At 67.3% G+C, this 25,685-nt stretch carries 24 protein-coding genes and 1 tRNA gene; 16 read left to right on the forward strand and 9 right to left on the reverse strand.

Annotated features, from left to right (window positions below; genetic code table 11):
- Positions 1–64: 64 nt before the first annotated feature.
- The gene (locus tag ACZK4H_RS21040; protein WP_142807012.1) at positions 65–814 is read right to left on the reverse strand and encodes a ferredoxin--NADP reductase; all 750 of its coding nucleotides are present in this window, start codon (positions 812–814) and stop codon (positions 65–67) included.
- A gap of 85 nt (positions 815–899) precedes the next feature.
- Here ACZK4H_RS21040 and ACZK4H_RS21045 point away from each other — a divergent pair, with 85 nt between their 5' ends.
- The 5 genes from ACZK4H_RS21045 to ACZK4H_RS21065 all read left to right on the forward strand — a co-directional run bounded on the left by ACZK4H_RS21045 (position 900) and on the right by ACZK4H_RS21065 (position 5,898).
- On the forward strand, positions 900–1,868 hold the full coding sequence (locus tag ACZK4H_RS21045; protein ID WP_099551730.1) for an ABC transporter ATP-binding protein: 969 nt from the start codon (positions 900–902) through the stop codon (positions 1,866–1,868).
- Positions 1,865–2,656 carry an ABC transporter permease gene (locus ACZK4H_RS21050; protein WP_099524090.1) on the forward strand — a complete coding sequence of 264 codons (792 nt, stop codon included), beginning with the start codon at positions 1,865–1,867 and terminating at the stop codon, positions 2,654–2,656. Before ACZK4H_RS21045 ends, ACZK4H_RS21050 begins: the two co-directional genes overlap by 4 nt.
- A 275-nt stretch (positions 2,657–2,931) precedes the next feature.
- Positions 2,932–3,699: a hypothetical protein gene (locus ACZK4H_RS21055; RefSeq protein WP_099551731.1), complete on the forward strand. Its 768-nt coding sequence runs from the start codon at positions 2,932–2,934 to the stop codon at positions 3,697–3,699.
- Positions 3,700–4,078: 379 nt separating this feature from the next.
- Positions 4,079–5,017, forward strand: a complete 939-nt coding sequence (gene panE / locus ACZK4H_RS21060) for a 2-dehydropantoate 2-reductase (RefSeq protein WP_099551732.1) — start codon at positions 4,079–4,081, stop codon at positions 5,015–5,017.
- Positions 5,014–5,898 (forward strand): NAD-dependent epimerase/dehydratase family protein, encoded by an 885-nt coding sequence (locus tag ACZK4H_RS21065; protein ID WP_099551733.1) that lies wholly within the window; start codon positions 5,014–5,016, stop codon positions 5,896–5,898. Before panE ends, ACZK4H_RS21065 begins: the two co-directional genes overlap by 4 nt.
- Positions 5,899–5,955: 57 nt before the next feature.
- Here ACZK4H_RS21065 and ACZK4H_RS21070 read toward each other — a convergent pair whose 3' ends face one another.
- The gene (locus ACZK4H_RS21070) at positions 5,956–6,753 is read right to left on the reverse strand and encodes a TatD family hydrolase (protein ID WP_099551805.1); all 798 of its coding nucleotides are present in this window, start codon (positions 6,751–6,753) and stop codon (positions 5,956–5,958) included.
- Between the two features lie 67 nt (positions 6,754–6,820).
- Between ACZK4H_RS21070 and hrpB the strand changes: the two genes are divergently transcribed.
- A complete protein-coding gene (hrpB, locus tag ACZK4H_RS21075) occupies positions 6,821–9,325 on the forward strand; it encodes an ATP-dependent helicase HrpB (protein WP_099551734.1) in 2,505 nt (834 codons plus the stop codon).
- A gap of 160 nt (positions 9,326–9,485) precedes the next feature.
- Positions 9,486–9,860, forward strand: a complete 375-nt coding sequence (locus ACZK4H_RS21080; protein ID WP_019336760.1) for a hypothetical protein — start codon at positions 9,486–9,488, stop codon at positions 9,858–9,860.
- A gap of 94 nt (positions 9,861–9,954) precedes the next feature.
- On the opposite strand, the gene ACZK4H_RS21085 is transcribed toward ACZK4H_RS21080, so the two are convergent.
- The 3 genes from ACZK4H_RS21085 to ACZK4H_RS21095 form a co-directional block, all read right to left on the reverse strand.
- Entirely contained in the window at positions 9,955–10,494 is a 540-nt protein-coding gene (locus ACZK4H_RS21085; RefSeq protein ID WP_099551806.1) for a pseudouridine synthase, read from the reverse strand.
- Between the two features lie 68 nt (positions 10,495–10,562).
- A complete protein-coding gene (locus tag ACZK4H_RS21090; protein WP_099551735.1) occupies positions 10,563–10,823 on the reverse strand; it encodes a hypothetical protein in 261 nt (86 codons plus the stop codon).
- A 135-nt stretch (positions 10,824–10,958) separates the two neighbouring features.
- On the reverse strand, positions 10,959–11,816 hold the full coding sequence (locus ACZK4H_RS21095) for a class I SAM-dependent methyltransferase (protein WP_099551736.1): 858 nt from the start codon (positions 11,814–11,816) through the stop codon (positions 10,959–10,961).
- Positions 11,817–11,985: 169 nt separating this feature from the next.
- On the opposite strand from ACZK4H_RS21095, the gene ACZK4H_RS21100 reads away from it, so the two are divergent.
- The 4 genes from ACZK4H_RS21100 to ACZK4H_RS21115 all read left to right on the forward strand — a co-directional run bounded on the left by ACZK4H_RS21100 (position 11,986) and on the right by ACZK4H_RS21115 (position 16,419).
- Positions 11,986–12,942: an aldo/keto reductase gene (locus tag ACZK4H_RS21100; RefSeq protein ID WP_099551737.1), complete on the forward strand. Its 957-nt coding sequence runs from the start codon at positions 11,986–11,988 to the stop codon at positions 12,940–12,942.
- A 644-nt stretch (positions 12,943–13,586) separates the two neighbouring features.
- Positions 13,587–13,660: transfer RNA gene (locus tag ACZK4H_RS21105), tRNA-Thr, on the forward strand.
- A 357-nt stretch (positions 13,661–14,017) separates the two neighbouring features.
- Positions 14,018–15,142, forward strand: a complete 1,125-nt coding sequence (locus tag ACZK4H_RS21110) for a slipin family protein (RefSeq protein WP_099551738.1) — start codon at positions 14,018–14,020, stop codon at positions 15,140–15,142.
- 56 nt (positions 15,143–15,198) lie between these two features.
- Positions 15,199–16,419, forward strand: a complete 1,221-nt coding sequence (locus tag ACZK4H_RS21115; RefSeq protein WP_099551739.1) for an RtcB family protein — start codon at positions 15,199–15,201, stop codon at positions 16,417–16,419.
- A gap of 97 nt (positions 16,420–16,516) precedes the next feature.
- Here the strand turns inward: ACZK4H_RS21115 and ACZK4H_RS21120 are convergent, their stop codons facing one another.
- On the reverse strand, positions 16,517–17,422 hold the full coding sequence (locus ACZK4H_RS21120; protein WP_099551740.1) for an NAD(P)/FAD-dependent oxidoreductase: 906 nt from the start codon (positions 17,420–17,422) through the stop codon (positions 16,517–16,519).
- A complete protein-coding gene (locus tag ACZK4H_RS21125; protein ID WP_099551741.1) occupies positions 17,412–17,867 on the reverse strand; it encodes an Rrf2 family transcriptional regulator in 456 nt (151 codons plus the stop codon). The genes ACZK4H_RS21120 and ACZK4H_RS21125 overlap by 11 nt, the downstream gene beginning before the upstream one ends.
- Before the next feature lie 184 nt (positions 17,868–18,051).
- Between ACZK4H_RS21125 and ACZK4H_RS21130 the strand changes: the two genes are divergently transcribed.
- Positions 18,052–20,172 (forward strand): methyl-accepting chemotaxis protein, encoded by a 2,121-nt coding sequence (locus ACZK4H_RS21130; protein WP_099551742.1) that lies wholly within the window; start codon positions 18,052–18,054, stop codon positions 20,170–20,172.
- An 84-nt stretch (positions 20,173–20,256) separates the two neighbouring features.
- Here the strand turns inward: ACZK4H_RS21130 and ACZK4H_RS21135 are convergent, their stop codons facing one another.
- Positions 20,257–21,159 carry a LysR family transcriptional regulator gene (locus ACZK4H_RS21135; RefSeq protein WP_099551743.1) on the reverse strand — a complete coding sequence of 301 codons (903 nt, stop codon included), beginning with the start codon at positions 21,157–21,159 and terminating at the stop codon, positions 20,257–20,259.
- 105 nt (positions 21,160–21,264) lie between these two features.
- Between ACZK4H_RS21135 and ACZK4H_RS21140 the strand changes: the two genes are divergently transcribed.
- The 3 genes from ACZK4H_RS21140 to ACZK4H_RS21150 all read left to right on the forward strand — a co-directional run bounded on the left by ACZK4H_RS21140 (position 21,265) and on the right by ACZK4H_RS21150 (position 24,503).
- Positions 21,265–22,479, forward strand: coding sequence for an MFS transporter (locus ACZK4H_RS21140; protein WP_099551744.1), 1,215 nt, complete (start codon positions 21,265–21,267; stop codon positions 22,477–22,479).
- A 125-nt stretch (positions 22,480–22,604) separates the two neighbouring features.
- Positions 22,605–23,414 (forward strand): 2,5-didehydrogluconate reductase DkgB, encoded by an 810-nt coding sequence (gene dkgB, locus ACZK4H_RS21145; protein WP_099551745.1) that lies wholly within the window; start codon positions 22,605–22,607, stop codon positions 23,412–23,414.
- Between the two features lie 306 nt (positions 23,415–23,720).
- Entirely contained in the window at positions 23,721–24,503 is a 783-nt protein-coding gene (locus ACZK4H_RS21150; RefSeq protein ID WP_099551746.1) for a YdcF family protein, read from the forward strand.
- On the opposite strand, the gene ACZK4H_RS21155 is transcribed toward ACZK4H_RS21150, so the two are convergent.
- The gene (locus tag ACZK4H_RS21155; protein ID WP_099551747.1) at positions 24,466–25,167 is read right to left on the reverse strand and encodes an alpha/beta fold hydrolase; all 702 of its coding nucleotides are present in this window, start codon (positions 25,165–25,167) and stop codon (positions 24,466–24,468) included. The two genes, ACZK4H_RS21150 and ACZK4H_RS21155, sit on opposite strands and share 38 nt — an antisense overlap.
- Positions 25,168–25,298: 131 nt before the next feature.
- Between ACZK4H_RS21155 and ACZK4H_RS21160 the strand changes: the two genes are divergently transcribed.
- The gene (locus ACZK4H_RS21160) at positions 25,299–25,679 is read left to right on the forward strand and encodes a YbjQ family protein (protein WP_049426729.1); all 381 of its coding nucleotides are present in this window, start codon (positions 25,299–25,301) and stop codon (positions 25,677–25,679) included.
- Positions 25,680–25,685 lie beyond the last annotated feature (6 nt).

The raw sequence follows: 25,685 nt of genomic DNA on the forward strand, positions 1-25,685 counted from the left end.
CCGCCTCCGGTGGGTATTTCCAGGCGTCGTGGGGTTGCCGGCCAGCGGCCGGCACCAGCCGGACCTATTTGCTGCTGACGTACTTCTCGCGGCGGATCTGCGGGTTGCCCAGGCCAGCCGCCTTGAGCAGCTCGGCGCAGGCATCGACCATGTCCGGGTTGCCGCACAGGTAAGCGATGTCGGTGGCCGGGTCCGGCGAGAAACCAGCCAGGGCCTGCTGCACGTAGCCGTGCTGCACGTCCGGGTGCGGATCGGCCGGCAGTTCGCGCGACAGGCACGGCACATAACGGAAGTTCGGATGTTTTTCGGCGAAGCTGTAGAAATCTTCGCTGTACAGCAGCTCACCCGGGCTGCGCGCGCCCTGCAGCAGCACGATCTGCACGCCGCGCTCGGCCATGGCCTTTTCCAGCAGCGGCAGCATCGAGCGGTACGGGGTAACGCCGGTACCAGTGGCGATCAGCAGGTAACGGGCGTTGTGATCACCGGGATTCAGGCAGAACCGGCCATAGGGGCCGGACGCACTGATCTGGCCGCCCTGCTCCAGCGCCTCGAACAGCGCCGTGGCGGCGCCGCCGGGCACGAAACTGACCGCGATATCCACTGCCTCGCCCGGGCCCAGCGCGTGGTCGTGGATGGTCGCCAGCGAGTAGCTGCGCTTGGTTTCGGTGCCGTCGGCGTAGCTGAAATGGACCTGGATGAACTGGCCGGGCTGGAAATCCAGCGGCTGTCCATCGTCACGCACGAACTGGTAGTGGCCGACGGTCGGGGCCAGCATGCGGCAGCCGACCAGCTTGAGGGGGAATTGAACAGGCACGACTTTTCGGGACAGTGTGTAGCCGGGGCAAGCCCTCGGGGTCTTCTATAATAGCCCCTCCCCGCCCCCTCTCCAGCGCCAGCCCATGGGCGCGAAGGCTTCGAGCTTGGCATCCCAGAACGATACGGCGCCCGCCCTGCGCGTGCGCGACCTGCGCAAGACCTACGACAACGGCACCCAGGCCCTGAAGGGGGTTTCCCTGGAAGTGGCCCCGGGCGACTTCTTCGCCCTGCTCGGCCCCAACGGTGCCGGCAAGTCGACCCTGATCGGCATCATCAGCTCCCTGGTCAACCTCAGCGAGGGCCAGGTGGAAGTGTTCGGCAGCGACCTGGTGCGCAACCGCAGCGCCACCATGCGCCTGATCGGCCTGGTGCCGCAGGAAATCAACTTCAACCTGTTCGAGAAACCTTTCGACATCCTGGTGAACTACGCCGGTTTCTACGGCGTGCCGCGCGAGGAAGCCGAAAAGCGTGCCGAAGAGGAACTGAAGCGTGCGCATCTGTGGGAAAAGGCGCAGGTGATGAGCCGCACCCTGTCCGGCGGCATGAAGCGTCGGCTGATGATCGCGCGCGCGATGATGACCCGCCCGCGCCTGCTGATCCTGGACGAGCCGACTGCCGGCGTGGACATCGAGATCCGCCGCGACATGTGGCGCGTGCTGAAGGAGATCAATGCCGCCGGCACCACGATCATCCTCACCACGCACTACCTGGAAGAGGCCGAGTACCTGTGCCGCCACCTGGCAATCATCAACCACGGCCAGATCGTCGAGCAGGGCCCGATGCGCGCCCTGCTGGCCAAGCTGGACGTGGAAGGCTTCCTGCTGGACATCGATGGCGAACTGCCGGCGCAGCTGCCGGTGATTGAAGGCGCGACGTTGACCGCCCCCGATCCGCACACGCTGGACATCGACATGCCGCGCGCGATGGACCTCAACCGCGTGTTCGCCACGCTGAACGAGGCTGGCATCCGCGTGCGTTCGATGCGTACCAAGAGCAACCGCCTGGAGGAGCTGTTCGTGCGCCTCACCGGCAACCTGGAGACTTCCGCATGAGCACCACCGAGCTGACCGACGGCCAGCGCAACCGCGTCGCGCTGATGACCATCGTGCGCCGCGAAGTCGCCCGCATCATGCGCATCTGGGGCCAGACCCTGGTGCCGCCGGCGATCACCATGACCCTGTACTTCCTGATCTTCGGCAACCTGATCGGGTCGCGCGTGGGTGACATGGGCGGCTACAGCTACATGCAGTTCATCGTGCCGGGCCTGGTGATGATGAGCGTGATCCAGAACAGCTACGGCAACATCAGCTCCTCGTTCTTCGGCGCCAAGTTCGGCCGCCACGTGGAAGAACTGCTGGTCAGCCCGATGCCGAACTGGGTGATCCTGTGGGGCTACGTGGCCGGTGCTGTGCTGCGCGGCCTGATGGTGGGCGTGATCGTGCTGATCATCGCGATGTTCTTCACCCCGGTGCGCATTCCGCACCCCATCGTGATGCTGACCACGGTGATCCTGGGCGCGACGATCTTCTCGCTGGCCGGCTTCATCAACGCGGTGTACGCCAAGAAGTTCGACGACGTGGCGATCGTGCCGACCTTCATCCTGACCCCGCTGACCTACCTGGGTGGCGTGTTCTATTCGGTGAAGCTGCTGCCGACCTGGGCCGAGGCGGCCACGCACGCCAACCCGATCTTCTACATGGTCAACGCGTTCCGCTATGGCCTGCTGGGCAGCAGCGACGTACCGCTGCCGGTGGCATACGGCCTGATGATCGGCTTCGTGGTGGTGCTGACGGCGCTGGCGCTGTGGCTGCTGCGCCGTGGCGTGGGCATGCGCAGCTGAGTTCTGCGTGCAGGGCCTGCGGCCCTGCACCCGCCGAATCAACGTCAACGTCAACTTCAACGGCAAAAGCTGACTATCCGGGGGATGGCGGGGTGGGTCCGGTTGCGGCTCACACCCCCGCAACCGGACCCACCCCGCCTTCGACAGATTGCCGCTGCTGTTGGTGGGTGTCGACCTTGGTCGACACTGTAGATCCACGCCATGCGTGGATGGAGCGTTCACGGTAAGGTCGACGCTCCGCTCTTCTCGTTCGGGATTGCGGCTAGGCTGTGGCGATGAACATCACTTCCATTCCGCTGGACAAGGCCGTGTCGGACGGCCCCATCGATGCCTTCAGCCATGCGTTGCTGGGCGATTCGCCCACGTTGGAGGAGGTGCTGGAATACCTGGCCTCACAGCACGCGGCTGATCCTCGGTATCGCTATCTATGCACGCTCGATGACGCCGGCCAGTGCCGCTACACCAGCATGCACGCGTCAGACGACGCACGCATCGCGCTGTACGAGGACGAGGACCCGGCAACCCCCGAAGATGCGTTGGCGGCACGCGGGCGGTTGCTGGCGCATGTCGTCGCGCAACTCGAGCATTCCTCTCATCGACTGGAATGGAGCGCGCTGGCGGGCACGCTGATGTGCAATGACGCAGACATCGAGGCACTGGTCGCGGCCAATGCCACACCGGGCCACATCGTCGACGATGTGGTCTGCGTGCAGCAGGTGCCCGTGGACCGCGATGACCTGCTGATCGCCGCCCTGCCCAACGGTTACTTCAGCGCGGACTGGGACCCCTTCCAGAATCACGCCCTGATCCGGCACCTGCAGGAGCGATACGACTACCGTCTGTTCGGGCTTGGCGCGTCGTGGCTGGGCTTCCAGCGCGACAGCGCGCCGTTGCCTGCAGAAGCGAGTGCTCTGGTCGCGGATCTGCAGCACACCTATGCCGCAGGAACGGATGACACCTGGTCACAACTGGCTGCAACCCTGGCCACCCGCACCACACTGCTGTTGGGATACACCGAAGACTTCAGCGAACGGCTGCCCTGAGCACCGCCCCACACGAGCGGGCGCAGCGAGCGACCCGCTTCCGCTCTTGATCTGCTTCCCGTGGTGGCCGCACCCGGAACATGTCCGTGGCCGGCGGGTAGGTTGCGCAGGGGCGTGAGCCGCATGGGCCCGAGGCATGCCTCGGGCGGGTTGGGCAGGACGCCCAACCCCGGTCTTGCCGTGTGCGCAGGAAAGCGCACGCGAGCAAGCGGCGACCGAGCTTACGGGGACGTACTTGCAGCGCCCCCTGCGCGGCCTACCCGCCCGGCCTACCCCAATGAACAGTGCTTTCCGCGAACCACCACGAGGTGCTCCGCCGTTGGCCGCAATCTCCGGCACAATCGCAGTTCTGATTCCCCCAGAACACGGTGAACCTGCAATGCGCATCCTGATCCTCGGCGCCGGCGGTACCGGCGGTTACTTCGGTGGTCGCCTGGCCCAGGCCGGCGTGGACGTGACCTTCCTCGTGCGCCCCGCCCGCGCAGCGCAGCTGGATCGCGATGGCCTGGTCATCCGCAGCCCCATCGGCGATGCCCGCTTCCCGGTGCAGCACGTCACTGCCGACGCGCTGCCAGCGCTCGCCGCGCAGAAGCCGTTCGATCTGGTCATTCTCAGCTGCAAGGCCTATGACCTGGACAGTTCGATCGATGCCATCGCGCCGGCAGTCGGTGTGAACACCACCGTGCTGCCAATCCTCAACGGCCTGCACCACTACAACGCACTGGACCTGCGCTTCGGCCGCGAGGCGGTGCTGGGTGGCCTGTGCTTCATCAGCGCCACCAAGGCCACTGACGGCGCCGTGCTGCATCTGGGCAAGCCAGCCAAGCTCACCTTCGGCGAGCGCGATGGCGGCGCGATCTCCGCGCGCGTCCGTGCCTTCGCCGCCGCCTGCGCACAGGCCAGTCTTGATCACCTGGCCAGCGAACGCATCGGCCAGGAACAGTGGGTCAAGTACACCTTCCTGACCGCGCTGGCCGCTGCCACCTGCCTGCTGCGCGCCGACATCGGCACCATCGTCGCTACCCGCGATGGCGAGGCGATCGTGCGTGGCCTGTACGACGAGTGCCTGGCCGTGGCCGAGGCCGCCGGTGAGCCGATTCCCGAAGCCGCACAGGACACCGCACGCGGCACCTTGACCCAGTCCGGCTCTGCGCTGAAGGCCTCGATGCTGCGCGACCTGGAAGCAGGCCAGCAGGTCGAAGCCGAGCAGATCGTCGGCGACATGCTGGCGCGTGCCCGCAAGGCCGACCAGGAAGCCCTGCTGCTGCAGGTCGCCTATAGCAGCCTGCAGGCCTACCAGGCACTGCGCAGCGCGTGAGCTTCGCGTTGCAGGCCAACGCACTGCCGGCGCGGGTGCTGATCCTCGGCCTGGGCTGGAGTGGGTGCGTGCTGGCTACGCAGCTGCAGGCGCGCGGCGTGCAGGTTGCGGGGACGGTGCGTGATCCGGCAGCGGCGCCCAACGATGGCCTGCATCGACACCGGCTGCATGCCGACGCCTCGCCTTCGCCGTCCCTGCTCGAGGAAATCGCGCAGGCCAACGCCGTGTTGTGCAGCGTGCCACCAGATATCAGGGGTGACCCGGCACTGCGCCTGCTGTTGCCCGCGCTGCAGGCCAGCCCGGCATTGCGCTGGGTCGGCTACCTGTCGTCGACCTCGGTGTATGCCGACCGCGCCGGCGGTTGGATCGACGAGCGCAGCGCGGCCGATGCCACTGAAGCGGCCGGCGTGCAGCGCTTGCTCGCGGAAGCACAATGGCGCGCACTGGCCGGACAACACGGCATCGCCTCGGCGGTGTTCCGCCTGCCCGGCCTGTACGGGCCGGGCCGCAATGCGCTGATGCAGTTGGCGCAGGGGCGTGCACGCCACGTGGTGCGGCCCGGGCTGGTGTTCAACCGCCTGCATGTGCAGGACCTGGCGGCGGTCATCATCGCCGCGATGCAGCGCCCCACCGCACAAGGGTTGTACCTGCCCAGTGACGACGAGCCGGCGCCACCGCAGGACATACTGGCCTTCGCCGCGCAGCTGGGTGGGTTCGCGCTGCCGCCTGCCGTGGCCTGGGACGATCCGGCGCTGAGCCCGACGCTGCGGCGCTTCTACGAGAGCAACAAGCGCATCGACAGTCGTGGCACGCGTGAAGCATTGGGATGGGAACCACGGTTTCCGAGTTACCGTGAAGGCCTGCGCGACCTGATCGGGTAGTGCCGGCCGCTGGCCGGCAATCAATCGTGTTGCCGGCCAGCGGCCGGCACTACCCGATCAACCGGCGTCAGGCAGGCGGAAGAACGCGCGCGTGGCAGCAGTGGCATTGGCCGCGGTCACCGCAACGTCCTCGCCACGGTCACGTGCCAGCTCTTCCACGATGTGCGAGAGGAACATCGGTTCATTGCGGCGATCCTTCGGCATCGGCTTCAGCGTGCGCGGCAGCAGGTACGGCGCGTCGGTCTCGATCATCAGGCGGTTGGCCGGGATGTTCTTCACCAGTTCGCGCAGGTGCGCGCCGCGGCGCTCGTCACACAGCCAGCCAGTGATGCCGATGTACCAGTCCTGGTCGAGGTAATCGAACAGCTCATCGCGTTCGCCGGTGAAGCAATGCACCACCGCCGGGCCGATGCGGCCTTCGAAGTTCTTCATCTGTGCCATGAAATCGGCATGCGCGTCGCGCTGGTGCAGGAACAGGGGCTTGCCATTGTCCGCGGCCAGCTGCAGCTGTCGCTCGAACGCACGGTGCTGGGCCGGGCGCGGCGAGAAATCACGGAAGTAGTCCAGCCCACACTCCCCCACCGCCACCACTTGCGGTTGGGCATGCAGCGCGCGCATCTCCGCATCGCATTCCTCGGTGTATTCCACCGCGTGGTGCGGGTGCACGCCGGCGGTGGCGTACAGGAAGCCGGGGTGCTGCTGCGCCAGCCGCACGGCCAGCGGCGAGTGCTCGCGGCTGGCACCGGTGATGACCATCTGCACCACGCCGGCCTGGCGCGCACGGTCCAGCACGGCGTCACGGTCGCGGTCGAAGGAATCGTGGGTCAGGTTGGCGCCGATATCGATCAGGTGCATGGTCATCGCGGGGGAAAAGTGCCCGCGCATTGTACCTGCGCCCGCCGCGGCCCCTTATCCTTTGCACATGAACGCCCCGCTCTTCCCGATTTCCCCGCTGCTGCCGCAGATCCAGCAGCACCTGGCCATGCAGCCACGGCTGGTGCTGGAAGCCCCGCCCGGCGCCGGCAAGACCACCCAGGTGCCGCTGGCGCTGCTCGATGCACCGTGGCTGCAAGGCCGGAAGATCATCCTGCTGGAGCCGCGCCGGGTGGCCGCACGCAGCGCCGCGCTGTTCATGGCGCGGCAGCTGGGCGAGGATGTGGGCGGCACCATCGGCTACCGCATCCGTTTCGAGAACAAAGTCTCGGCGCGCACGCGCATTGAAGTCGTCACCGAAGGCATCCTGACCCGCATGCTGCAGGACGACCCGATGCTGGAAGAGGTCGGTGCGATCCTGTTCGACGAATTCCACGAGCGCCATCTCAGCGGCGACCTCGGCCTGGCGCTGGCGCTGGACGTGCAGGCGCAGCTGCGCGACGACCTGCGCCTGGTGGTGATGTCGGCCACGCTGGACGGCGAGCGCCTGGCACGCTTCCTTGATGCGCCGCGGCTGAGCAGCGAGGGCCGCAGCTACCCGGTGGCGGTCAGCCATTTCCCGGCGCGCCGCGATGAGGCGCTGGAACTGCAGGTGCGCCGCGCGGTGCAACAGGCCCTGGCCGAACATCCCGGCGACCTGCTGGTGTTCCTGCCCGGCCAGCGTGAGATCGCGCGGGTGCAGGCCGGCCTGCAGGAATCCCTAGACAGCGGCGTGGAGGTGCTGGCGCTGCACGGCGAGCTGCCGGTGGAACAGCAGGCACGCGTGCTGCAGGCCGCCAGCGATGGCCGCCGCCGCGTGGTGCTGGCCACCAATGTGGCCGAGTCGTCGGTGACGCTGCCCGGCGTGCGCGTGGTGATCGACAGCGGCCAGGCACGCGAGCCGCGCTACGACCCCAACAGCGGTTTCACCCGGCTGGACGTGGTGGCCATCGCCCAGGCGTCGGCCGACCAGCGCGCCGGACGCGCCGGTCGCGTGGCCGAGGGCGTGGCCTGGCGGCTGTGGCCGCAGTCGCAGCGGCTGGAGCCGCAGCGCCGCGCCGAGATCGACCAGGTGGAACTGGCCGGACTGGCGCTGGAACTGGCCGCCTGGGGCAGCAGCGACCTGCGCTTCCTCGATCCGCCACCTGCCGGCCCGATGGGCGCCGCGCGCGAACTGCTGCAGCGGTTGGGCGCGTTGTCCAGCCGTGGTGCGATCACCGCACTCGGCCGCCGCGTACTGGCGCTGGGCACGCATCCACGGATGGCGGCGATGCTGCTGGCAGCACCTGATGCCCGCGCGCAGGCGCTGGCCGCCGATCTGGCCGCCCTGCTGGAAGCCCGCGACCCGTTGCGCCAGGGCGGTGACGCGCTGGCGGCCCGCTGGCGCGCACTGGCCGCGTTCCGCAACGGCCGCGCGCCGGGCGACGCCAATCGCAGCGGGCTGGCCGCCATCGATGCCGCCGCCAAACAATGGCGACGTCGCCTGCGCTGCGATGCCGCGCCACCGGCCAGCATCGAGGCGCACGAGCTGGGTGACCTGCTCGCACATGCCTTCCCCGACCGGATCGGTGTCCAGCATCCCGGCGATCCACTGCGCTACCTGCTGGCCAATGGTCGCAGCGCGCGCCTGCACGAACTGAGCGACCTGCGTGGCGAACCGTGGCTGGTGGCCAGCGAGCTTCGCTTTGAGGCACGCGATGCGCTGCTGCTGCGTGCCGCACCGGTGGATGAAGGCCAACTGCGCAAGGCGTGGCCGGAGCGCTTCGTCACTGAAGACGTGGTGCGCTGGGACAGCGAGCGCCGCGCCCTGGTGGCACTGCGCGAGACCCGTTTCGACCGCATCGTGCTGGACAGCCGCTCGGCCGGCCGGGTCGATCCGCAGCACGCCGCGCAGGCCCTGACCGACGCGGTCGCCGAGCTCGGCCTGCAGGCCTTGCCGTGGACCGAAGGCCTGCGCCAGTGGCAGGCACGGGTGGAATCGCTGCGGCGCTGGATGCCGGAGCTGGACCTGCCCGACTGCAGCGACGACGCCCTGCTGGCCAACCGCGCGCAGTGGCTGCAGCCTGCGTTCGCCGGTAAGACGCGACTGGATGCGCTGGATGAATCCGGCTTCGGCGAAGCGTTGAAGTCCCCCCTGGAGTGGTCACAACGGCAGCTGGTCGAACGCCATGCGCCAATCCGCATCACCGTGCCGTCCGGGCTGGAGCGGCCGATCAGCTATGCGCTGGACGGCGAGAGCGGCGATCCGCTGCCACCGGTGCTGGCGGTGAAGCTGCAGGAACTGTTCGGCCTGGCGGATACGCCGCGCATCGCCGATGGCCGCGTGCCGCTGACCCTGCACCTGCTCTCCCCCGGCGGCCGCCCGCTGCAGGTCACCCAGGACCTGCGCAACTTCTGGGAAAACACCTACGCCGAGGTGAAAAAGGAGATGAAGGGCCGCTACCCGCGCCATCCATGGCCGGATGATCCGTGGACGGCCACGGCCACCCACCGGGCCAAGCCGCGCGGGACCTGATTGGCGGGGTCGGATCCCTTTGCAACGCAAAGGGCTCTGACCCCACCCTGCCTGATCCTGAATGGCTGCGGTAAAGTCACGCCACGTGCGGCCTCGACTGACATACCGTTTACGGGCAACACGCGACACTGGACTTCGACCCGAGGCAAAGGACCCCCGCATGAGCAAGCTGACCGTAATCACCGACCGCGCTCTGGAGCGCGCCCTGGAGCTGGCCCACACCGCCGGCGATGGCCTGAAGAGCGCCGGTGGCAGCCTGCGCAATGCGGACTGGATCAAGACCGGCGCCGCCATCGGCGCAGTGAAGACCGGCGGCAAGGCCGCGACCAAGTTCGTGCGCCGCAATCCGGCAGTGGCCGTGGCCGCCGCTGCGGTCGGTGTAGGCCTGCTCGGCTATGCGCTGTACCGCAAGCAGCAGAAGAAGAAGGCCGCCAATGGCCACGTGGTGAATGGGCAGGCGCAGCGTATCAACGCACGTGACCGCCGCAACGACACCGTGGTGGACGAGCACAGCGATATCGGCAGCGACGCGTGAATCATCTGGGGTCGGAGCCCTTCCGCAGGAAGGGCTCCGACCTCAAAGCACCGCACGAGGGCCGGACGCCGCAAGGCCTCCGGCCCTTTCTGTTTCAGCCAATCTGCCGCCACTGCCCCGGCTGCAGGTCGTCCAGCCGGTAGGGCCCCATCGACACGCGGACCAGCCGCAGCGTCGGCAGGTTCACGGCCGCGGTCATCCGCCGCACCTGGCGGTTGCGGCCCTCGCGGATGGTGATCGCCAGCCAGCTGTCAGGCACGGTCTTGCGGAAACGCACCGGCGGATCGCGCGTCCACAGCGACGGCGCCGGATCGAGGCGTTCGATCTTCGCCGGCAGGGTCGGCCCGTCGTTGAGCACCACGCCGTCGCGCAGCTGTTGCAGCTGCTCGTCGCTGGGCGTGCCTTCCACCTGCACCCAGTAGGTCTTGTCGGCCTTGTGCTTCGGGTCGGTCAGCTTGTGCGCCAGCGTGCCGTTGTCGGTCAGCAGCAGCAGCCCCTCGCTGTCATGGTCCAGCCGGCCGGCGGCATACACGCGCGGCGGCAGGCCGAACCCGGCCAGGGTCGGCCGCGGCGGCACGCTGCGGTCGGTGAACTGGCAGAGCACGTTGAAGGGCTTGTTGAAGGCGATCAGCATTGCGGGCACGGCAGGCGGCGGGTAGGGCATTGTCCCATTCCCGCGTTGCCGCCGCGATCACGGCGGGCTCAGCCGAAAACCTTCCATTCCAGCAGGAACGAACCCAGGACCAATGCGATGCCGCACGCGGCGATGACATTGGCCCGGCGCCGCAGGTCTGCCGCCGGCGGGTCGGCCTTGCGCGAACGTTCCTCCAGAAGGGCACCCGCAAACAGCACGGCAAACCCTACCGTCGCCATCAGATCGTGGGCATGACCACCGTAGAACACGAAATCGATCAACCGCCCCAGCACCAGCACCGCGGCAGCGATGTAAAAAATCTTCTTCAACTATCCATGTCCTTGCATACGATCGAATTCCGGCGCATGGCCGGCCTTGGGACCAGCCATGCGCCGCGCTACGCGCGATGAGCCGAGCATGGGCTCGGCTCTACAGAGTCAGCATGCGCCAGCCCGGCACCCCTCTTACGGCTTGATGAAGCGCAATGTCATGCGGTCGCTTTCGCCGATCGCCTGGTACTTCGCATCATCGGCCTTGTCGTGCTGGTTGGTCGGCGGCAGCGTCCACACACCGTTCGGGTGGTCCTTGGTGTCGCGCGGGTTGGCGTTGACCTCGCTGCGCGCGTCCAGCTTGAAGCCGGCGGCCTCGGCCATCGCGATCACCTGCTGCTGGCCGACATAGCCGGTGTCATCGTCGTCGGCCACATCGGCCTTGGCGCGGTGCTCGACCACGCCCAGCACGCCGCCCGGCTTGAGCACGTTGAAGAAGCCCTGGAACATGCCCTGCGCCTGACCGGCCTTGCGCCAGTTGTGCACGTTGCGGAAGGTCAGCACCACGTCGGCAGAATTGGCCGGGCCGAACACCGGCTTGGCCGGATCGTAGGCGACCACGGCGGTCTTGCCGAACTGTGCCGGCGCACCGGCATACTTCTTTTCCAGGCTGTCGCGGCTACGCTGCTGGTAGTCACGGCCGCGGCCTTCGGGCACGGCCATCGGATCGACCACGGCGGCGACGTAGCGACCCTTGTCATGCAGCAGCGGCGCCAGGATCTCCGAGTACCAGCCGTTGCCGGGGGTGATCTCGATGACGGTCTTTTCCGGTGCCACCTTGAAGAACGACAGCGTCTGCGCCGGATGACGGAAGCCATCGCGCTTGGCGTTGCTGGCATCGCGGGTCGGCGCCTTCACCGCCGCGTCGATGGCCGGCGAGACCTGGATCTTCGCCGGCGCTACCGTGGCCGGTGCGGCGAACGCAGGAACAGCAGCGAGCAGGGCCGAAGCAAGCAGCAGTCGGCAACCACGCAGGGACGAAGCAGGCATCATCGGAACGACTCCAGCGGAAGATGCGGCGAGACTAGCAGCCGCAGCGTCCCAGGTGTTCACAAAACGTTAGCCGCATGCCCGTCGCGGAACACTGTTTTGTGGTCACCGCCGCAGCACGGTCACACAACGCGTTTTATTCTGGAGCACTTCCCCCAAGGAGTCCGTGCCCATGACGGCAACCCGCGAACTGGGCCGTTCCGGCCTGCATGTACGTCCGCTCGCCTTCGGTGGCAACGTGTTCGGCTGGAGCGCCGATGAGAAGGCCAGCTTCGCCCTGCTCGATGCCTTCGTCGATGCCGGCTTCAACCTGGTCGACACCGCCGATGTGTATTCGGCGTGGGTGCCGGGCAATGCCGGCGGCGAATCGGAAACGCTGATCGGCAAGTGGTTTGCCCGCAGCGGCAAGCGCGACAAGGTGGTGCTGGCGACCAAGGTGGCCAAGTGGGCCGAGCGCCCCGGCCTGACCCCGGACAACATCAATGCCGCGGTCGAGGATTCGCTGCGCCGCCTGCAGACCGACGTGATCGATCTGTACCAGGCCCACGAGGATGACGAGTCGACACCGCTGGAAGCGACCCTGGCCGCGTTCGGCCGGTTGATCGAAGCCGGCAAGGTGCGTGCGATCGGTGCTTCCAACTACAGCGCCACGCGCCTGGCCGATGCGCTGAAGGTGTCCACCGACTACAAGCTGCCGCGTTACGAAACCCTGCAGCCGGAGTACAACCTCTACGACCGCGCCGGCTACGAAAAGGAACTGGAACCGCTGGTGCAGCGCGAACAGATCGGCGTGATCGGCTACTACGCGCTGGCCAGTGGCTTCCTCAGCGGCAAGTACCGCACGCCGGCTGATGCGGCAAAGAGCCCGGCGCGTGGCGAAACAGTGGTGAAGCGCTATCTGAACCCGCGCGGCCTGCGCATCCTGCAGGCGCTGGATGACGTGGCCAGCAAGCACAGTGCCAGCGCTGCACAGATCGCACTGGCGTGGCAGATCGCGCGGCCGTCGATCACCGCACCGATCGTCAGCGCGACCAGCGTCGAACAGCTGCACGATCTGCTGGCAGCGGCCAACGTAGCGCTGAGCGTGCAGGATGTCGCGCAGCTGGATGCCGCCAGCGCAGAAGCCTGAGTTGTAGTGCCGGCCGCTGGCCGGCATTGCACAACAGCGAAGAAAATAATTGAACAAAATGGTTGCACGCGACTAAATCGTGGTTTATCGTGCGCACCTCGTTTCAACAACCACTGGAAACTTCCCTTGAACGCGCATTCCGTCGCCATCGCCAAACAGCTGCCATGCCTGCGCATGGACGGGCCGGCGCGCGCGTTCGGCAAGGAAGACCAGCTGACAACGGCCTGATACCCGCCCTGCGGAGATCGGCCACCCCGATCTCCGAGGCCTGACGACGCCCTCGGAACGCAAGTCCCGGGGGCGTTTTCGTTTGCGTCGGCACAAGGACCCGCGATGCCAGAACTGCACCCCGCGCGGCGACCCGCCGCTCACTGACCCAGGTTTTTCTGCCCCGCCGAAGGATTTACTTCGCGCGACCGGCAACGCCTGGACATTATCTGCATTGCACCCAAACATTATCGCTCGCCGATAATGTCGGTGGCCTGCACCCTCGATTCTCCAACGGTCCCGTTTCAACCACGGGCTGGTGCGCGCGGCATTGCCGTGGCGTATGCCGGAGGTCGCGGACATGCCATCGCCTGGATCGCCTGCTGGAGGCAGGCACCGGTTCGCCGGTACGCGGTTCGATTCCGCGCGGTCCCCAACTGGATAGCTCAGCTTGGTCAGAGCAACGGATCCGTAATCCGTCTGTCGTGGGTTCGATTCCCACTCCAAACCACATGACCTCTCACGTCATGACTTGAAGCAACACCCGGGGCGCAAGCCCCAGCGGCCATCGTCGCCTTCCACCGTCATCGCCTTCGGGCAGGAACGTGGAAGGCAACGGACCGCACGCCGGGCCCCGGCCCGCCGCCACTGCCAGCCACGTTCCGCACCGGTGCTGCCTGCCGGGAACGACGATGGCAGCACTGCCGGTGCACCGAAGGCTCCGCGCGCGGACCGTCCGCCGATGGCCGCCCTCTTCCGCCGCCTGCACGTGATGTGCAGGCGGCCTCGCCACGACCGGATCGACCCGGGTCATGGCGATTCATCCGCAACGGGTCGAACCACCAGAGCCATACAAGGAGAGACTCCCATGTTCTGGACCATCAAGGTCGTGATCGGCGACGGCGAGCGCGGCCTGGTGTATCGCAACCGTCGTTTCCAGCAGATCCTGCTGCCGGGCGTGCACCGCCTGTCGCCGTTCGGCGGCCGGCCGCACGTGGACATCCACACTGCATCGAAGGGCGCGGCCTATACCGGCAGCGACCAGGACAGCCTGATCGAGGCACTGGGCGCGCGGTTGGACACGCACTTCGTGCTGGCCAACGTCGGCGCCAGCGAGGTCGGCCTGTTGCTGCGCAACGGCCGCATCGACGAAGTGCTGCCGCCGGGCAGCCGCCGCCTGTACTGGCGCGGTTCTGTCGACACCCAGGTACGCGTGATGGCGCTGGGCGACGAGCCGCGCATTCCGGCGGACGTGCAGCAGCGCCTGGGCCAGCTGGGCGTGCTGCCGCGTGTGGCGGTGATCAGCACCGTGCCGAGCGAGTCGGTGGGCCTGCTGTTCATCGATGGCACGCTGCGGCAGACGCTGGACGCCGGCCTGCACGCGTTCTGGAACTTCAACGGCAACGTGTCGGTGGAGCGTGTGGAACTGCGTGCACGTTCGCTGGACGTGTCCGGCCAGGAGCTGCTCAGCCGCGACAAGGTGACCCTGCGGGTGAACCTGGCCGCGACCGTGCAGGTGGTCGACCCGGTGCGTGCGCACCGCACGCTCAGCAACGCCGATGAGTTCGTCTACCGTCAGCTGCAGTTCGGCCTGCGCCAGGCGATCGCGGCGCGCAGCCTGGACGAGTTGCTGGGCGACAAGGCGGCACTGGACGGCGAGATCGCTGCCCATGTGCAGGCGACGATCGAGGGCCACGGCGTGCGGCTGCTTGGCGTGGGCATCAAGGACGTGATCCTGCCGGGCGAGATGAAGGAGATCCTCAACGGCGTGGTGCTGGCCGAGAAGCAGGCCCAGGCCAGCGTGATCCGCCGCCGCGAGGAGGCCAACGCCACGCGTTCGCAGCTCAACACCGCAAAGCTGATCGAGGACAACCCGGTGCTGATGCGCTTGAAGGAGCTGGAGGCACTGGAGAAGGTCACCGAGAAGATCGACAAGCTCACCGTGTTCGGCGGCCTGGATGGCGTGCTGAAGCAGCTGGTGACGATCAGGTAGGGGGTAGCGGCGGCGCAGGGACGCGCCGCCGGCCCATCAAGGACAAACACGAAGACATGGACACTCAACACAACTATCAATGGCTGCATGCCGATGGCACCACGCCGATCAAGGGCTGGGTCAACGGGGTGCCGCTGGAAGCGCAGGCCCACGAGCAGCTGCGCAACATCGCCGCGATCCCGTTCGTCGGACCGTGGGTGGCCGTGATGCCGGACGTGCACCTGGGCAAAGGCGCGACCGTGGGCTCGGTGATCCCGACCCGTGGTGCGATCATCCCGGCTGCGGTCGGCGTCGACATCGGCTGTGGCATGGCGGCGGTGCGCACCACGCTGCGCGCCAATGACCTGCCCGATGACCTGCGGCAGCTGCGCAACAGCATCGAGCGCAGCATCCCGGTCGGCAATGGCCGTGGCGGCGAGCATCACCGCATGCCCGACAGCATCCACACCCGGCTGGTGCAGTCCGGGCTGGCCGCCGGGCTGGAGAAGATCAAGGACAGGCACCGGAAGATCCGCACCGACAAGCTGGACCGTCAGCTGGGCACGCTGGGCGGTGGCAACCACTTCATCGAACTGTGCCTGGACGAGACGGATACGGTGTGGGTGATGCTGCACAGCGGCTCGCGCGGCACCGGCAACCTGATCGGCACCTACTTCATCGAGAAGGCGCGCGAGGAACTGGCGCGGCGCGTGCTGGGCTTCCACCTGCCGGACAAGGACCTGGCGTTCTTCATGGAAGGCGAGCCGCTGTTCGATGACTACGTCGAAGCCGTGTCGTGGGCGCAGGACTACGCCCGGCAGAACCGCGAGGCGATGATGTCGCGCGTGCTGGCCGAGATGCGCCACCGGTTGCCGAAGTTCCAGCTGGCGGCGATGGCGGTGAACTGCCACCACAACTACGTGCAGAAGGAAACGCACCACGGCCAGGAGCTGCTGGTGACGCGCAAGGGCGCGGTCAGTGCCCGCGAGGGCGAGCTGGGCATCATCCCCGGCAGCATGGGCACGCGCAGCTACATCGTGCGCGGCAAGGGCAACGCGGACAGCTTCCACAGCTGCAGCCACGGTGCCGGCCGGGTGATGAGCCGTGGCACGGCGCGCCAGCAGATCACGCTGGCCCAGCACCGCGAGGCCACCGCGCATGTGGAATGCCGCAAGGACAGCGGCGTGCTGGACGAGTCACCGGCGGCGTACAAGTCGATCGATGATGTGATGGCCGCCCAGCTGGACCTGGTCGACGTGGTGCATACCCTGCGCCAGGTGCTGTGCGTGAAGGGGTAACGAATCGGTGCCGACCTAGGTCGGCACCCACCGCTCCCGATTGCAGTAGATCCATGCCATGCATGGATGAAACGGCGCCGACCAAGGCCGGCATCTATCAGCGCGGCACGCTGTCCTCGGCCACCAGCGCGTGATGCACGCCGATGCCGGCGCGCACGCCCTCGGCGGTGGCCAGCGTGATGTTGCCGACCGTCGTCGCATCGCCTGCCGCATACACGTTCGGCACCGACGTCTGCTTCATCGCATCCACCTCGATCAGCACGCCCAGCGGGCTCTCGACCAATGTGCAGCCCAGCTGCTGCACCAATGGCGTGGCCATTGCCTGGGTGGCCGGCACGAACAGCGCACGCTGGGCGATGCGGCGGCCGTCGGCCAGCTCCACTTCCAGCCAGGTCGGCTGGTCGCCCTGCACGCCCAGCACGGGCGACGTCTCGATCTGCACGCCGCGCTGCTGCATGGCGGCCAGCTCCTCATCGGTGATCGGCAGGCCCTGGCTGAAGAAGGTAACATTTCCCCAATCGGCGAACAGTGGCGCCTTGCTGGCGGACATCGGATGGCCACCGAGCAGGCCGATGGCACCTCCGCCCACTTCATAGCCATGGCAGTAGGGGCAGTGCAGCACGGTGCTGCCCCAGCGTTCGACCAGCCCCGGCAGTTCCGGCAGCTGGTCGGCAATGCCACTGGCCAGCAAAAGCTTGCGTGCGGCCAGCACCTGGCCGTCAACAGTATGCACTTCCACGCCCCCTGCGCTGGCGGTGGCCTGCACCGCCTCGGCGTGCAGCCAGCGCACGCTGGGGTAATCCAGCAGTTGTTGGCGCGCGGTCTTCAGCAGCTCGGCGCCGCTGATGCCATCCAGCCCCAGCACGCCATGCGAATGGCTGGCGAAGCGGTTGCGCGGCAATCCGGCGTCGATGACCGTAACCGGGCGACGGGCACGGGCCAGGATCAGGCCGGCGGCAATGCCGGCATAGCTGCCGCCGACGATGAGCACATCAGGATTCATGGTGACCTTCCAGGGAACGGTGATGGGCAAGATGGCGGGCGAAGTCGGCGCCAAGCTGGTCCAGCGTGGTCGCCTGCAATCGCTGTTCAAGCATCCGTTGTGCCTCGCGTGCGCCCTCCAGCAGGGCGCTGTTGACCAGCTGCTGGATCGGACAGCCGCCGCCGGAATCGCGGGCGCCGACCTGCACCAGCGGAGGTGCCCCCACCGCCAGGTAGATGTCATGCAGCGTGATGGCTGCCGCATCGCGGGCCAGCTGGCTGCCGCCGCCGTGGCCACGGGTGCTGCGCACCAGGCCGGCCTTGTGCAGCTGTGCCAGCAGGCGGCGGATCACCACCGGATGGGTCGGCAGGCACGCCGCCAGCTGCTCGGAGGTGCGCGGGGTGGCATGGCCGACCAGATGCGCCATCACGTGCAGGGCGTCGGAAAGGGGATTCGCGGATTTCATGTAACAACCATAGTTACATTTAAATCCCCTGTCGAGGGTCTGCTTTCGTTCCATATGGACACATATGTCCTATGAAATATCTCCTTCACATCGCTAAACGAAACGGGAATGTGATACAAGTCCCACTTCAGAGGGAGGTGGCAGCGGTCGATACCGAATCGCCCCTTCCCGAGAGTCCCTCCCCATGAATGCGTCTGTCCGTGCTCCGCGCCTGCAGTCCAAGCTGCTCGGCGCGGTTTCCGTTGGTCTTGCCGTGGTCCTGCTGTGCGCTCTGGCGGGCCTGGCCTCCGCCTGGTTGAAGCTTTCCACCGAGGTTCCGCCCGAAGTCGCGCACAACCGCGACGCCGAACGCCTGCAGCGCGAGTTCCGCGGCCAGGTGCAGGAATGGAAGAACGTGCTGCTGCGCGGCCACGACGACGCGCTGCGCCAGCGCCATCTGGACGCCTTCGACAGCGAGGGCCGCCTGGTCGAGCAGCTGGCCAAGGGCCTGCTGGCCAGCCCGGACGCGCGCACGCGTGAACTGGCACAGGCCTTCATCGGCCTGCACACGCAGCTGCAGAAGGACTACCACGCTGCCCTGCAGGCGTTTGCGGAGGCCGGCTACGATCCCGCCGTCGGCGACAACCTCGTGCGCGGCAAGGATCGCCCGGTGGCTACGGCACTGGATGCATTGAGCACGCATGCCACGCAGGTGGCGGAGGCGGCCGTGGCGGCACGCTCGCAGCAGGCGCGGCAGACACTGCTGCTGTGCGCAGCGCTGACCGTGCTGGCCGCCGTGCTGTTGCTGATGGGCCTGGCCTGGTGGCTGCGGCGTGCGGTGGTGCAGCCGGTGCTGGCGGTGGAAGCCGCTGCACGTGCCGTGGCCGCTGGTGATCTGCAGCACGTGGTGCAGGTGCGCAGCCGCGACGAGATCGGTCGCCTCGCCCAAGCGATGCAGGCGGTGCAGTCCACGTTGCGCGGCGTACTGGACGCACAGGCGACGATGGCGCAGGCGCATGACGCCGGCACCATCAGCCATCGCATGGATGCCAGTGCGTTCCCGGGCGCATTCGGCGAAATGGTCGCCGACAGCAATGCACTGGTCGATGCACATATCCAGGTAAAGCTGCGTGCGATTGCAATCATGGGCCGCTACGCCATCGGTGACCTCAGCCAGGACATGGAACGCCTGCCCGGCGAAAAGGCCGTGATCACCAACGCATTGGATACGGCCAAGGCCAACCTCGGTGTGATCAACGGCGAGATCCGCCGCCTGGCCGAAGCCGCTGCCGCCGGTGACTTCAGCCAGCGCGGCGACAGCGCACGCTTCGAGCATGATTTCCGCGCGATGGTCGATGGCCTCAACCGCCTGATGCAGACCACCGAGCTGAACCTGGGCGAAGTTTCCAGCATGCTGCGCGCGATTGCCGACGGCCGCCTCGGCGCTCGCATGCACGGTGATTTCCAGGGCGTGTTCGCACGCATTGCAGGCAACGCCAACACCACGGCTGCACAGCTGGCGACCATCGTCACCGACATCAAGCACGCCTCCGGCAACATCCACACCGCGGCGGCGGAAATCGCCGCCGGCAACAACGACCTGTCACGCCGAACCGAACAACAGGCGGCCAATCTGGAGGAGACCGCGGCATCGATGGAGGAACTGACCTCCACCGTGCGCCAGAACGCCGAGCACGCACGCCAGGCCAACCAGCTGGCCATCGGCGCGCACACGGTCGCCTCGCAGGGCGGCAGCGTGGTCGGCCAGGTGGTGGCGACAATGGGCGCGATCGAGACCTCGTCGCGGCAGATCGCCGAGATCATCAGCGTGATCGATGGCATCGCGTTCCAGACCAACATTCTGGCGTTGAATGCCGCGGTGGAAGCGGCACGCGCCGGTGAGCAGGGCCGCGGCTTCGCGGTGGTTGCCAGCGAAGTGCGCACCCTGGCACAGCGCTCGGCCGGTGCCGCCAAGGAGATCAAGGCACTGATCGAAGCCTCGGTGGAACAGGTCGGCCACGGCGCGCAGCGCGTGCGCGAGGCCGGCGACACCATGGCCGAGATCGTGGCGTCGGTGCAGCGCGTGACCGACATCATGGCCGAGATCTCCGCGGCCTCGCAGGAACAGAGCGCGGGCATCGAACAGGTCAGCCAGACGGTGATCCAGATGGACGGCACCACCCAGCAGAACGCCGCGCTGGTGGAAGAAGCCAGTGCCGCCGCACGCAGCCTGGAACTGCAGGCGAACCGGTTGATCGATGCAGTGGATGTATTTGATCTGTCGACCACGGCAGCAGCAAAGGACGCGCTGGCGCGCGCGGCCTGACGGATTTGGTTGCCGGCCAGCGGCCGGCACTACCCTCGTGATGAACGGTAGTGCCGGCCGCTGGCCGGCAACCCCACCACGACCTCAGCGCAGGTAACCGCTCTGCGCCATCGCTTCACCCAGGTAATCCAGGAACGAACTGATCCGCGCCGACACTGCGGTGTTGCGGTAATACACCGCATGGATGGGCTGGTACACGTCCAGCGTCTGCGCGGCCAGCACCGGCACCAGGGTGCCGGCGGCGCGGTCGCGGTCGGTCACGAAGTCGGACAGGCAGGTGATGCCCACCCCTTCCACCGCCAACCGGCGCAACGTCTCGCCGCTGGATACCGCGATGTCCGGGCGCACCCGCAGCAGGCCATCGGCATCGCCCGGCAGCGGCCAGTGATTCAGCGATTCCGGTTCGTTGAAGCTGAGCAGCGTGTGCTGGCCCAGCGCGGCGGCGCTGGTCGGCTCGCCGTGCGCCGCCAGGTAGGCCGGACTGGCCACCAGCCGCAGCTGGCAGCGGCCCAACGGTCGCGCATGCAGGGTGGAATCGGCCAGCGGACCGATCCGGATCGCCAGGTCGGTGCGCCGTTCCAGCAGGTCGATGTAGCGTTCGGAGCTGTTCAACTCCAGCTGCACCTCCGGGTAGCGCGCGCGGTACCCGGCCACCAGCGGCGCGATCACGTGCAGCACGAACGGCATCGCCGCATCCACGCGCAGGCGCCCGGCCGGGCGCTCGCGGCGGGCGGCCATCTGTTCCTCAGCGGACTCCACCGCATCGATGATCGCCCGTGCATGGCGCAGGTAGGCCTCGCCCTCGGCGGTCAGGTGCAGGCGGCGCGTGGTGCGGGTCAGCAGGGTGGTGCCCAGCTTGTCCTCCAGCCGCCCCAGCGCACGGCTGACGCCGGAGGGCGTCTGCCCCAGCTGCTCGGCCGCGGCGCTGATCGAACCGCTGTCGATCACCGCCAGGAACGCCTGCATTTCATCGAGGGTGGTTTTCATGGCGCCATTATTGACCACGAGGCAAGAGTGATTGGTGTGACGATGGGTTTTTAGGCAAAGGTGCGCCGCGCACACTGCGCGCCTTCCTTCCCTCTGGAGCCTGCCATGATCCGTGGCATTCCCCTCGCCCTGCTGGCCCTGACCCTCGGTGCCTTCGCCATCGGCACCACCGAGTTCGTCATCGTCGGCCTGATTCCGACCATCGCCGCCGACCTGCAGGTCAGCCTGCCCTCCGCCGGCCTGCTGGTCTCGCTGTACGCGCTGGGCGTAGCGATCGGCGCGCCGGTGCTGACCGCGCTGACCGGCCGCGTGCCGCGCAAGACCCTGCTGGTGGCGCTGATGGTGCTGTTCACCGTCGGCAACATCATCGCGTTCATGGCACCGGGCTACACCTCACTGATCGCTGCACGCATCCTTACCGGCCTCGCCCACGGCGTGTTCTTCTCGATCGGTTCGATCATCGCCACCGCGGTGGTGCCGAAGGAGAAGGCCGCCAGCGCGATCGCCATCATGTTCACCGGCCTGACCGTGGCGCTGGTGACCGGGGTGCCGCTGGGCACCTTCATCGGCCAGCACCTAGGCTGGCGCGCCACCTTCCTGGCGGTGGCCGCTCTGGGCGTGATCGCCCTGCTCGGCGCGCTGCTGTTCGTGCCGCGCAGCGTGCCGCAGAGTGCGCCGGCCAGCTTCCGCCAGCAGCTGGCCGTACTCGCCCAACCCCGCCTGCTGCTGGTCTATGCGATGACCGCGCTGGGCTACGGCGGCACCTTCCTGACCTTCACCTATCTGGCGCCGATCCTGCAGGACGTCACCGGTTTCTCCGCCAATGCGGTCAGCCTGGTGCTGCTGGTGTACGGCGTGTCGGTGGCAATCGGCAACCTGTGGGGCGGGCGCATGGCCGACCGCATGGGTCCGGTGCCCGCACTGAAGCGCATCTTCGCCCTGTTGGCCGTCGTGCTGTTCGTGCTCACCTTCACCGCCTGCAACACCTGGCTGATGCTGCTGACGGTGCTGGCACTGGGTGCGGTGGCGTTCGGCAACGTGCCCGGCCTGCAGGTCTACGTGGTCAAGCAGGCGCAGCGCTATGCGCCGCAGGCCACCGACGTGGCCTCGGGGCTGAACATCGCCGCCTTCAACATCGGCATCGCGCTGGGCGCCTCGCTCGGCGGCCTGGTGGTGGAGCACATCGGCCTGATGCACACGCCGTGGCTGGGCGCGCTGGTGGTGGTGGGTGCGTATGCATTGACAGTGCTCAGCGGCCGCCTGGACCGCCGCGACGGCATCGATGACCGCGCCGATGGCATCGCCGTGGGCGCGCATTGAGATAAGTCATGCCGTGCCGGCGCCCTGCCGGTACGGTGGTGCAATGCACCGTTGCCGGCACGCATGCGGCCACTGGCCTACCCTTTGCCGGATATTCGCATCCCTCCCCTCTGCTGGAGCTCCCCATGACTGTCCCCGCCTTCGGTCTCGGCACCTTCCGCCTCAAGGACCAGACCGTGATCGATTCCGTGCGCAACGCGCTGGATGTCGGCTACCGCGCCATCGATACCGCGCAGATCTACGGCAATGAGGCCGAGGTCGGCCAGGCCATCGCCGATTCCGGCGTGCCGCGCGAAGAGATCTACCTGACCACCAAGGTCTGGATCACCGAGTTCAAGCGCGAAGCGCTGCTGGCCAGCCTGCGTACCAGTCTGGAGAAGCTGCGTACCGATCATGTGGACCTGACGCTGATCCACTGGCCGTCGCCGAACGACAAGGTCGACGTGCCGATGGAGGAGTACCTGACCGCACTGGCCGAGGCCAAGGCACAGGGCCTGACGAAGCAGATAGGCATCTCCAACTTCACCATCGCACAGACCCGCAAGGCGATCGGCATCCTCGGTGCAGGCGCCATCGCCACCAACCAGATCGAGATCCATCCGTACCTGCAGAACCGCCTGCTGGTGAAGTTCCTGCAGGACAACGGCATCCACATCACCGCCTACATGAGCCTGGCCTATGGCGAGGTGATCAAGGACCCGGTGATCCAGGCCATTGCCGGCCGTCACCAGGCCACTCCGGCGCAGATCGCGCTGGCGTGGGCGCTGCAGCAGGGCTTCTCGGTGATCCCGTCGTCGACCAAGCGCGAGAACCTGTCGGGCAACCTGGAGGCAGCAGCGATCCGCCTGACCGAGGAAGACATGGCGCAGATCGCCAAGCTGGACCGTGGGCACCGCCTGGCCAACCCGGAAGGCATTGCGCCGGCGTGGGACTGAGTAACGCGATACGCACGTGATGCGTCGGGTAAAAGTGTCGCAACTGACACAAGTTGGGCGACGGAACCGCCGGCTGGAAACGACAGTTTCCAGCCGGGAGCCTGCAGCGTCAGGCCAACGGAACCGATTGAAAAAGCGCAGGATCATTGCCACGGACGCGCGCCACGGCCAGATAGGCCAATGACGATGCCAACACCGGCGCGAGGTGGTGCCATCGTGAGATTGGCTCCGCACTTTGCATGTCCATGATGCGAAGAGTGCGCGGATCATGCTATCGGATTCGTTGAATTCCTGCGGACCACCGCGATGCTGACCCTTCTGCTGCTCCTCCTGTGGGCGTGCGCAATGCTGGCGTTGTGGCGACGCCGCCGCGCGCTCGCCATCGTCATGGCGCTGACATCACTGCCGCTGCTGATGGGTATCGGCCCGGTTGCCCAATGGTGGCTGGATGGCATCCAAGGGACGCCGCCCCACGTGCAGACTCCCCAGTGGCAGCCCTCGGCCACCATCATCGTGCTGGGCGCCGGACTCCAGGGCTCACCCGGCAACTCGCGGCCAAGCGTACCGGGGTACAGCCGCCTGCTGGTCGCCGCGCAGGCGTTTCACGCCTGCAACGACACCGGGGCAACCTGCAGGATCCTGGTGAGCGGTGGCCATACCAGGACAGGGCTTCCCTCGGAAGCCGAAGTCTACGCGCGCGAGCTCCATGCGCTGGCCATTCCTCCGCAGTCGTTGGTGCTGGAGGATGCCAGCCTGAACACCTGGCAGAACGCTCACCGTAGCGCTGAACTGACACGACAGATGCAGCCGACCCAGATAGTGCTCGTCACCTCGGGCCTGCACATGCGGCGCAGCCTGCAGTACTTCCGTCATGCCGGCATCGCCGCCGAAGGCCTTGCGAGCGATCATGCCGACGCAATGCCAGGACTCCTTCCAACCTCTTTCAACATGATGCTGGCGGAGTACGCGTTGCGCGAACGCATCGGTATTCTCCGCTACCACGCCTACAACAAACTGGGGTGGAACGAACCGCCTGCCCTCCCAACCCACCTCAATCCGCAGACAACCACCCACGCATCGCCGCACTGACCTCGTCCGGCTTCTCCATCGGGGCAAGGTGCCCGCAATCGGGCACCACCACCAGCTGCGAGTGCGGCACCAGGGCGTGCATTTCCTCGCTCACTGCCAGCGGCGTGATGCGATCGTTGGCCCCGCAGATGATCAACAGCGGATTGCGGTAGCCAGCCAGCACGTCATGGCCGTCACGGCGTTCCAGCGCGCTCTGGCGCAGGAACACGTCCGCGCCCAGGCGAGCGGTCATGTCGCGCACGCGCTGCACCAGCACGTAGTCATCCAGCCGCGAGGCGTCGATATAGCTGCGCATCAGCGCATCGCCGAAGCCGTGGAACTTCCCCGGCAGGCGCACGCTGGCGCGCTGGCTGCGGCGCTGCTCGGCGCGCTCCGGCGAGTCGGCGTGGATCGAGGTATCGACCAGCGCCAGCTGCAGCACGCGTTCCGGCGCGATGCGCAGAATCTGCTGGGCGACGAAACCGCCCAGCGAGAAACCGGCCAGCGCGAAGCGCTCCGGCGCCTGCGCCAGCACATCCTCGGCCACGGCCTGCAGGGTTTCGCCGCGGGTCTGGTCGCCCACCGTGCAATCGGCGATGTCGGCCAGGTCAGCCAACTGTGAGCGCCACAGCTCGGCGTCGTTGAGCAGGCCGGGCAGCAGCAACAGGGGGATACGGTCGGTCATGGGGGTATTGTCGCGCCGGTGCGGTGACAAGGACATGCCGTGGCTGGCCCTGTGCGTTGCAGAACCGGCCCAGCAGCGCGACGACACGCTAGGATGCAGCCCTCGACCCTACCCGTTCCAAGGATGCGGCCATGGCAGACCCCTACAACAGCGGCAACCCGACGACCTCGCTGGCACGTTTCGACGATTCACTGGTCACCACCGCCTTCGAGTTGCCCGGCCATCGCGTGGTACGCAACCTGGGCGTGGTGCGCGGCATCACCGTGCGCTCGCGCTCGATCGTCGGCAATTTCCTCGGCGGCATCCAGACCCTGTTCGGTGGCAACATCACCATCTACACCGAGCTGTGCGAACAGGCCCGTGAGGAAACCTACCGCGACATGGTCAAGCACGCGCGGCAGCTGGGCGCCAACGCGATCATCGGCATGCGCTACGACGCCACCGATGTGATGACCGGGCTGACCGAAGTGCTGTGCTACGGCACGGCAGTGGTGGTGGAGCCGGTGCGCTGAGAGGAC

The sequence above is a fragment of the Stenotrophomonas sp. 78350_Sma genome (assembly GCF_056482105.1).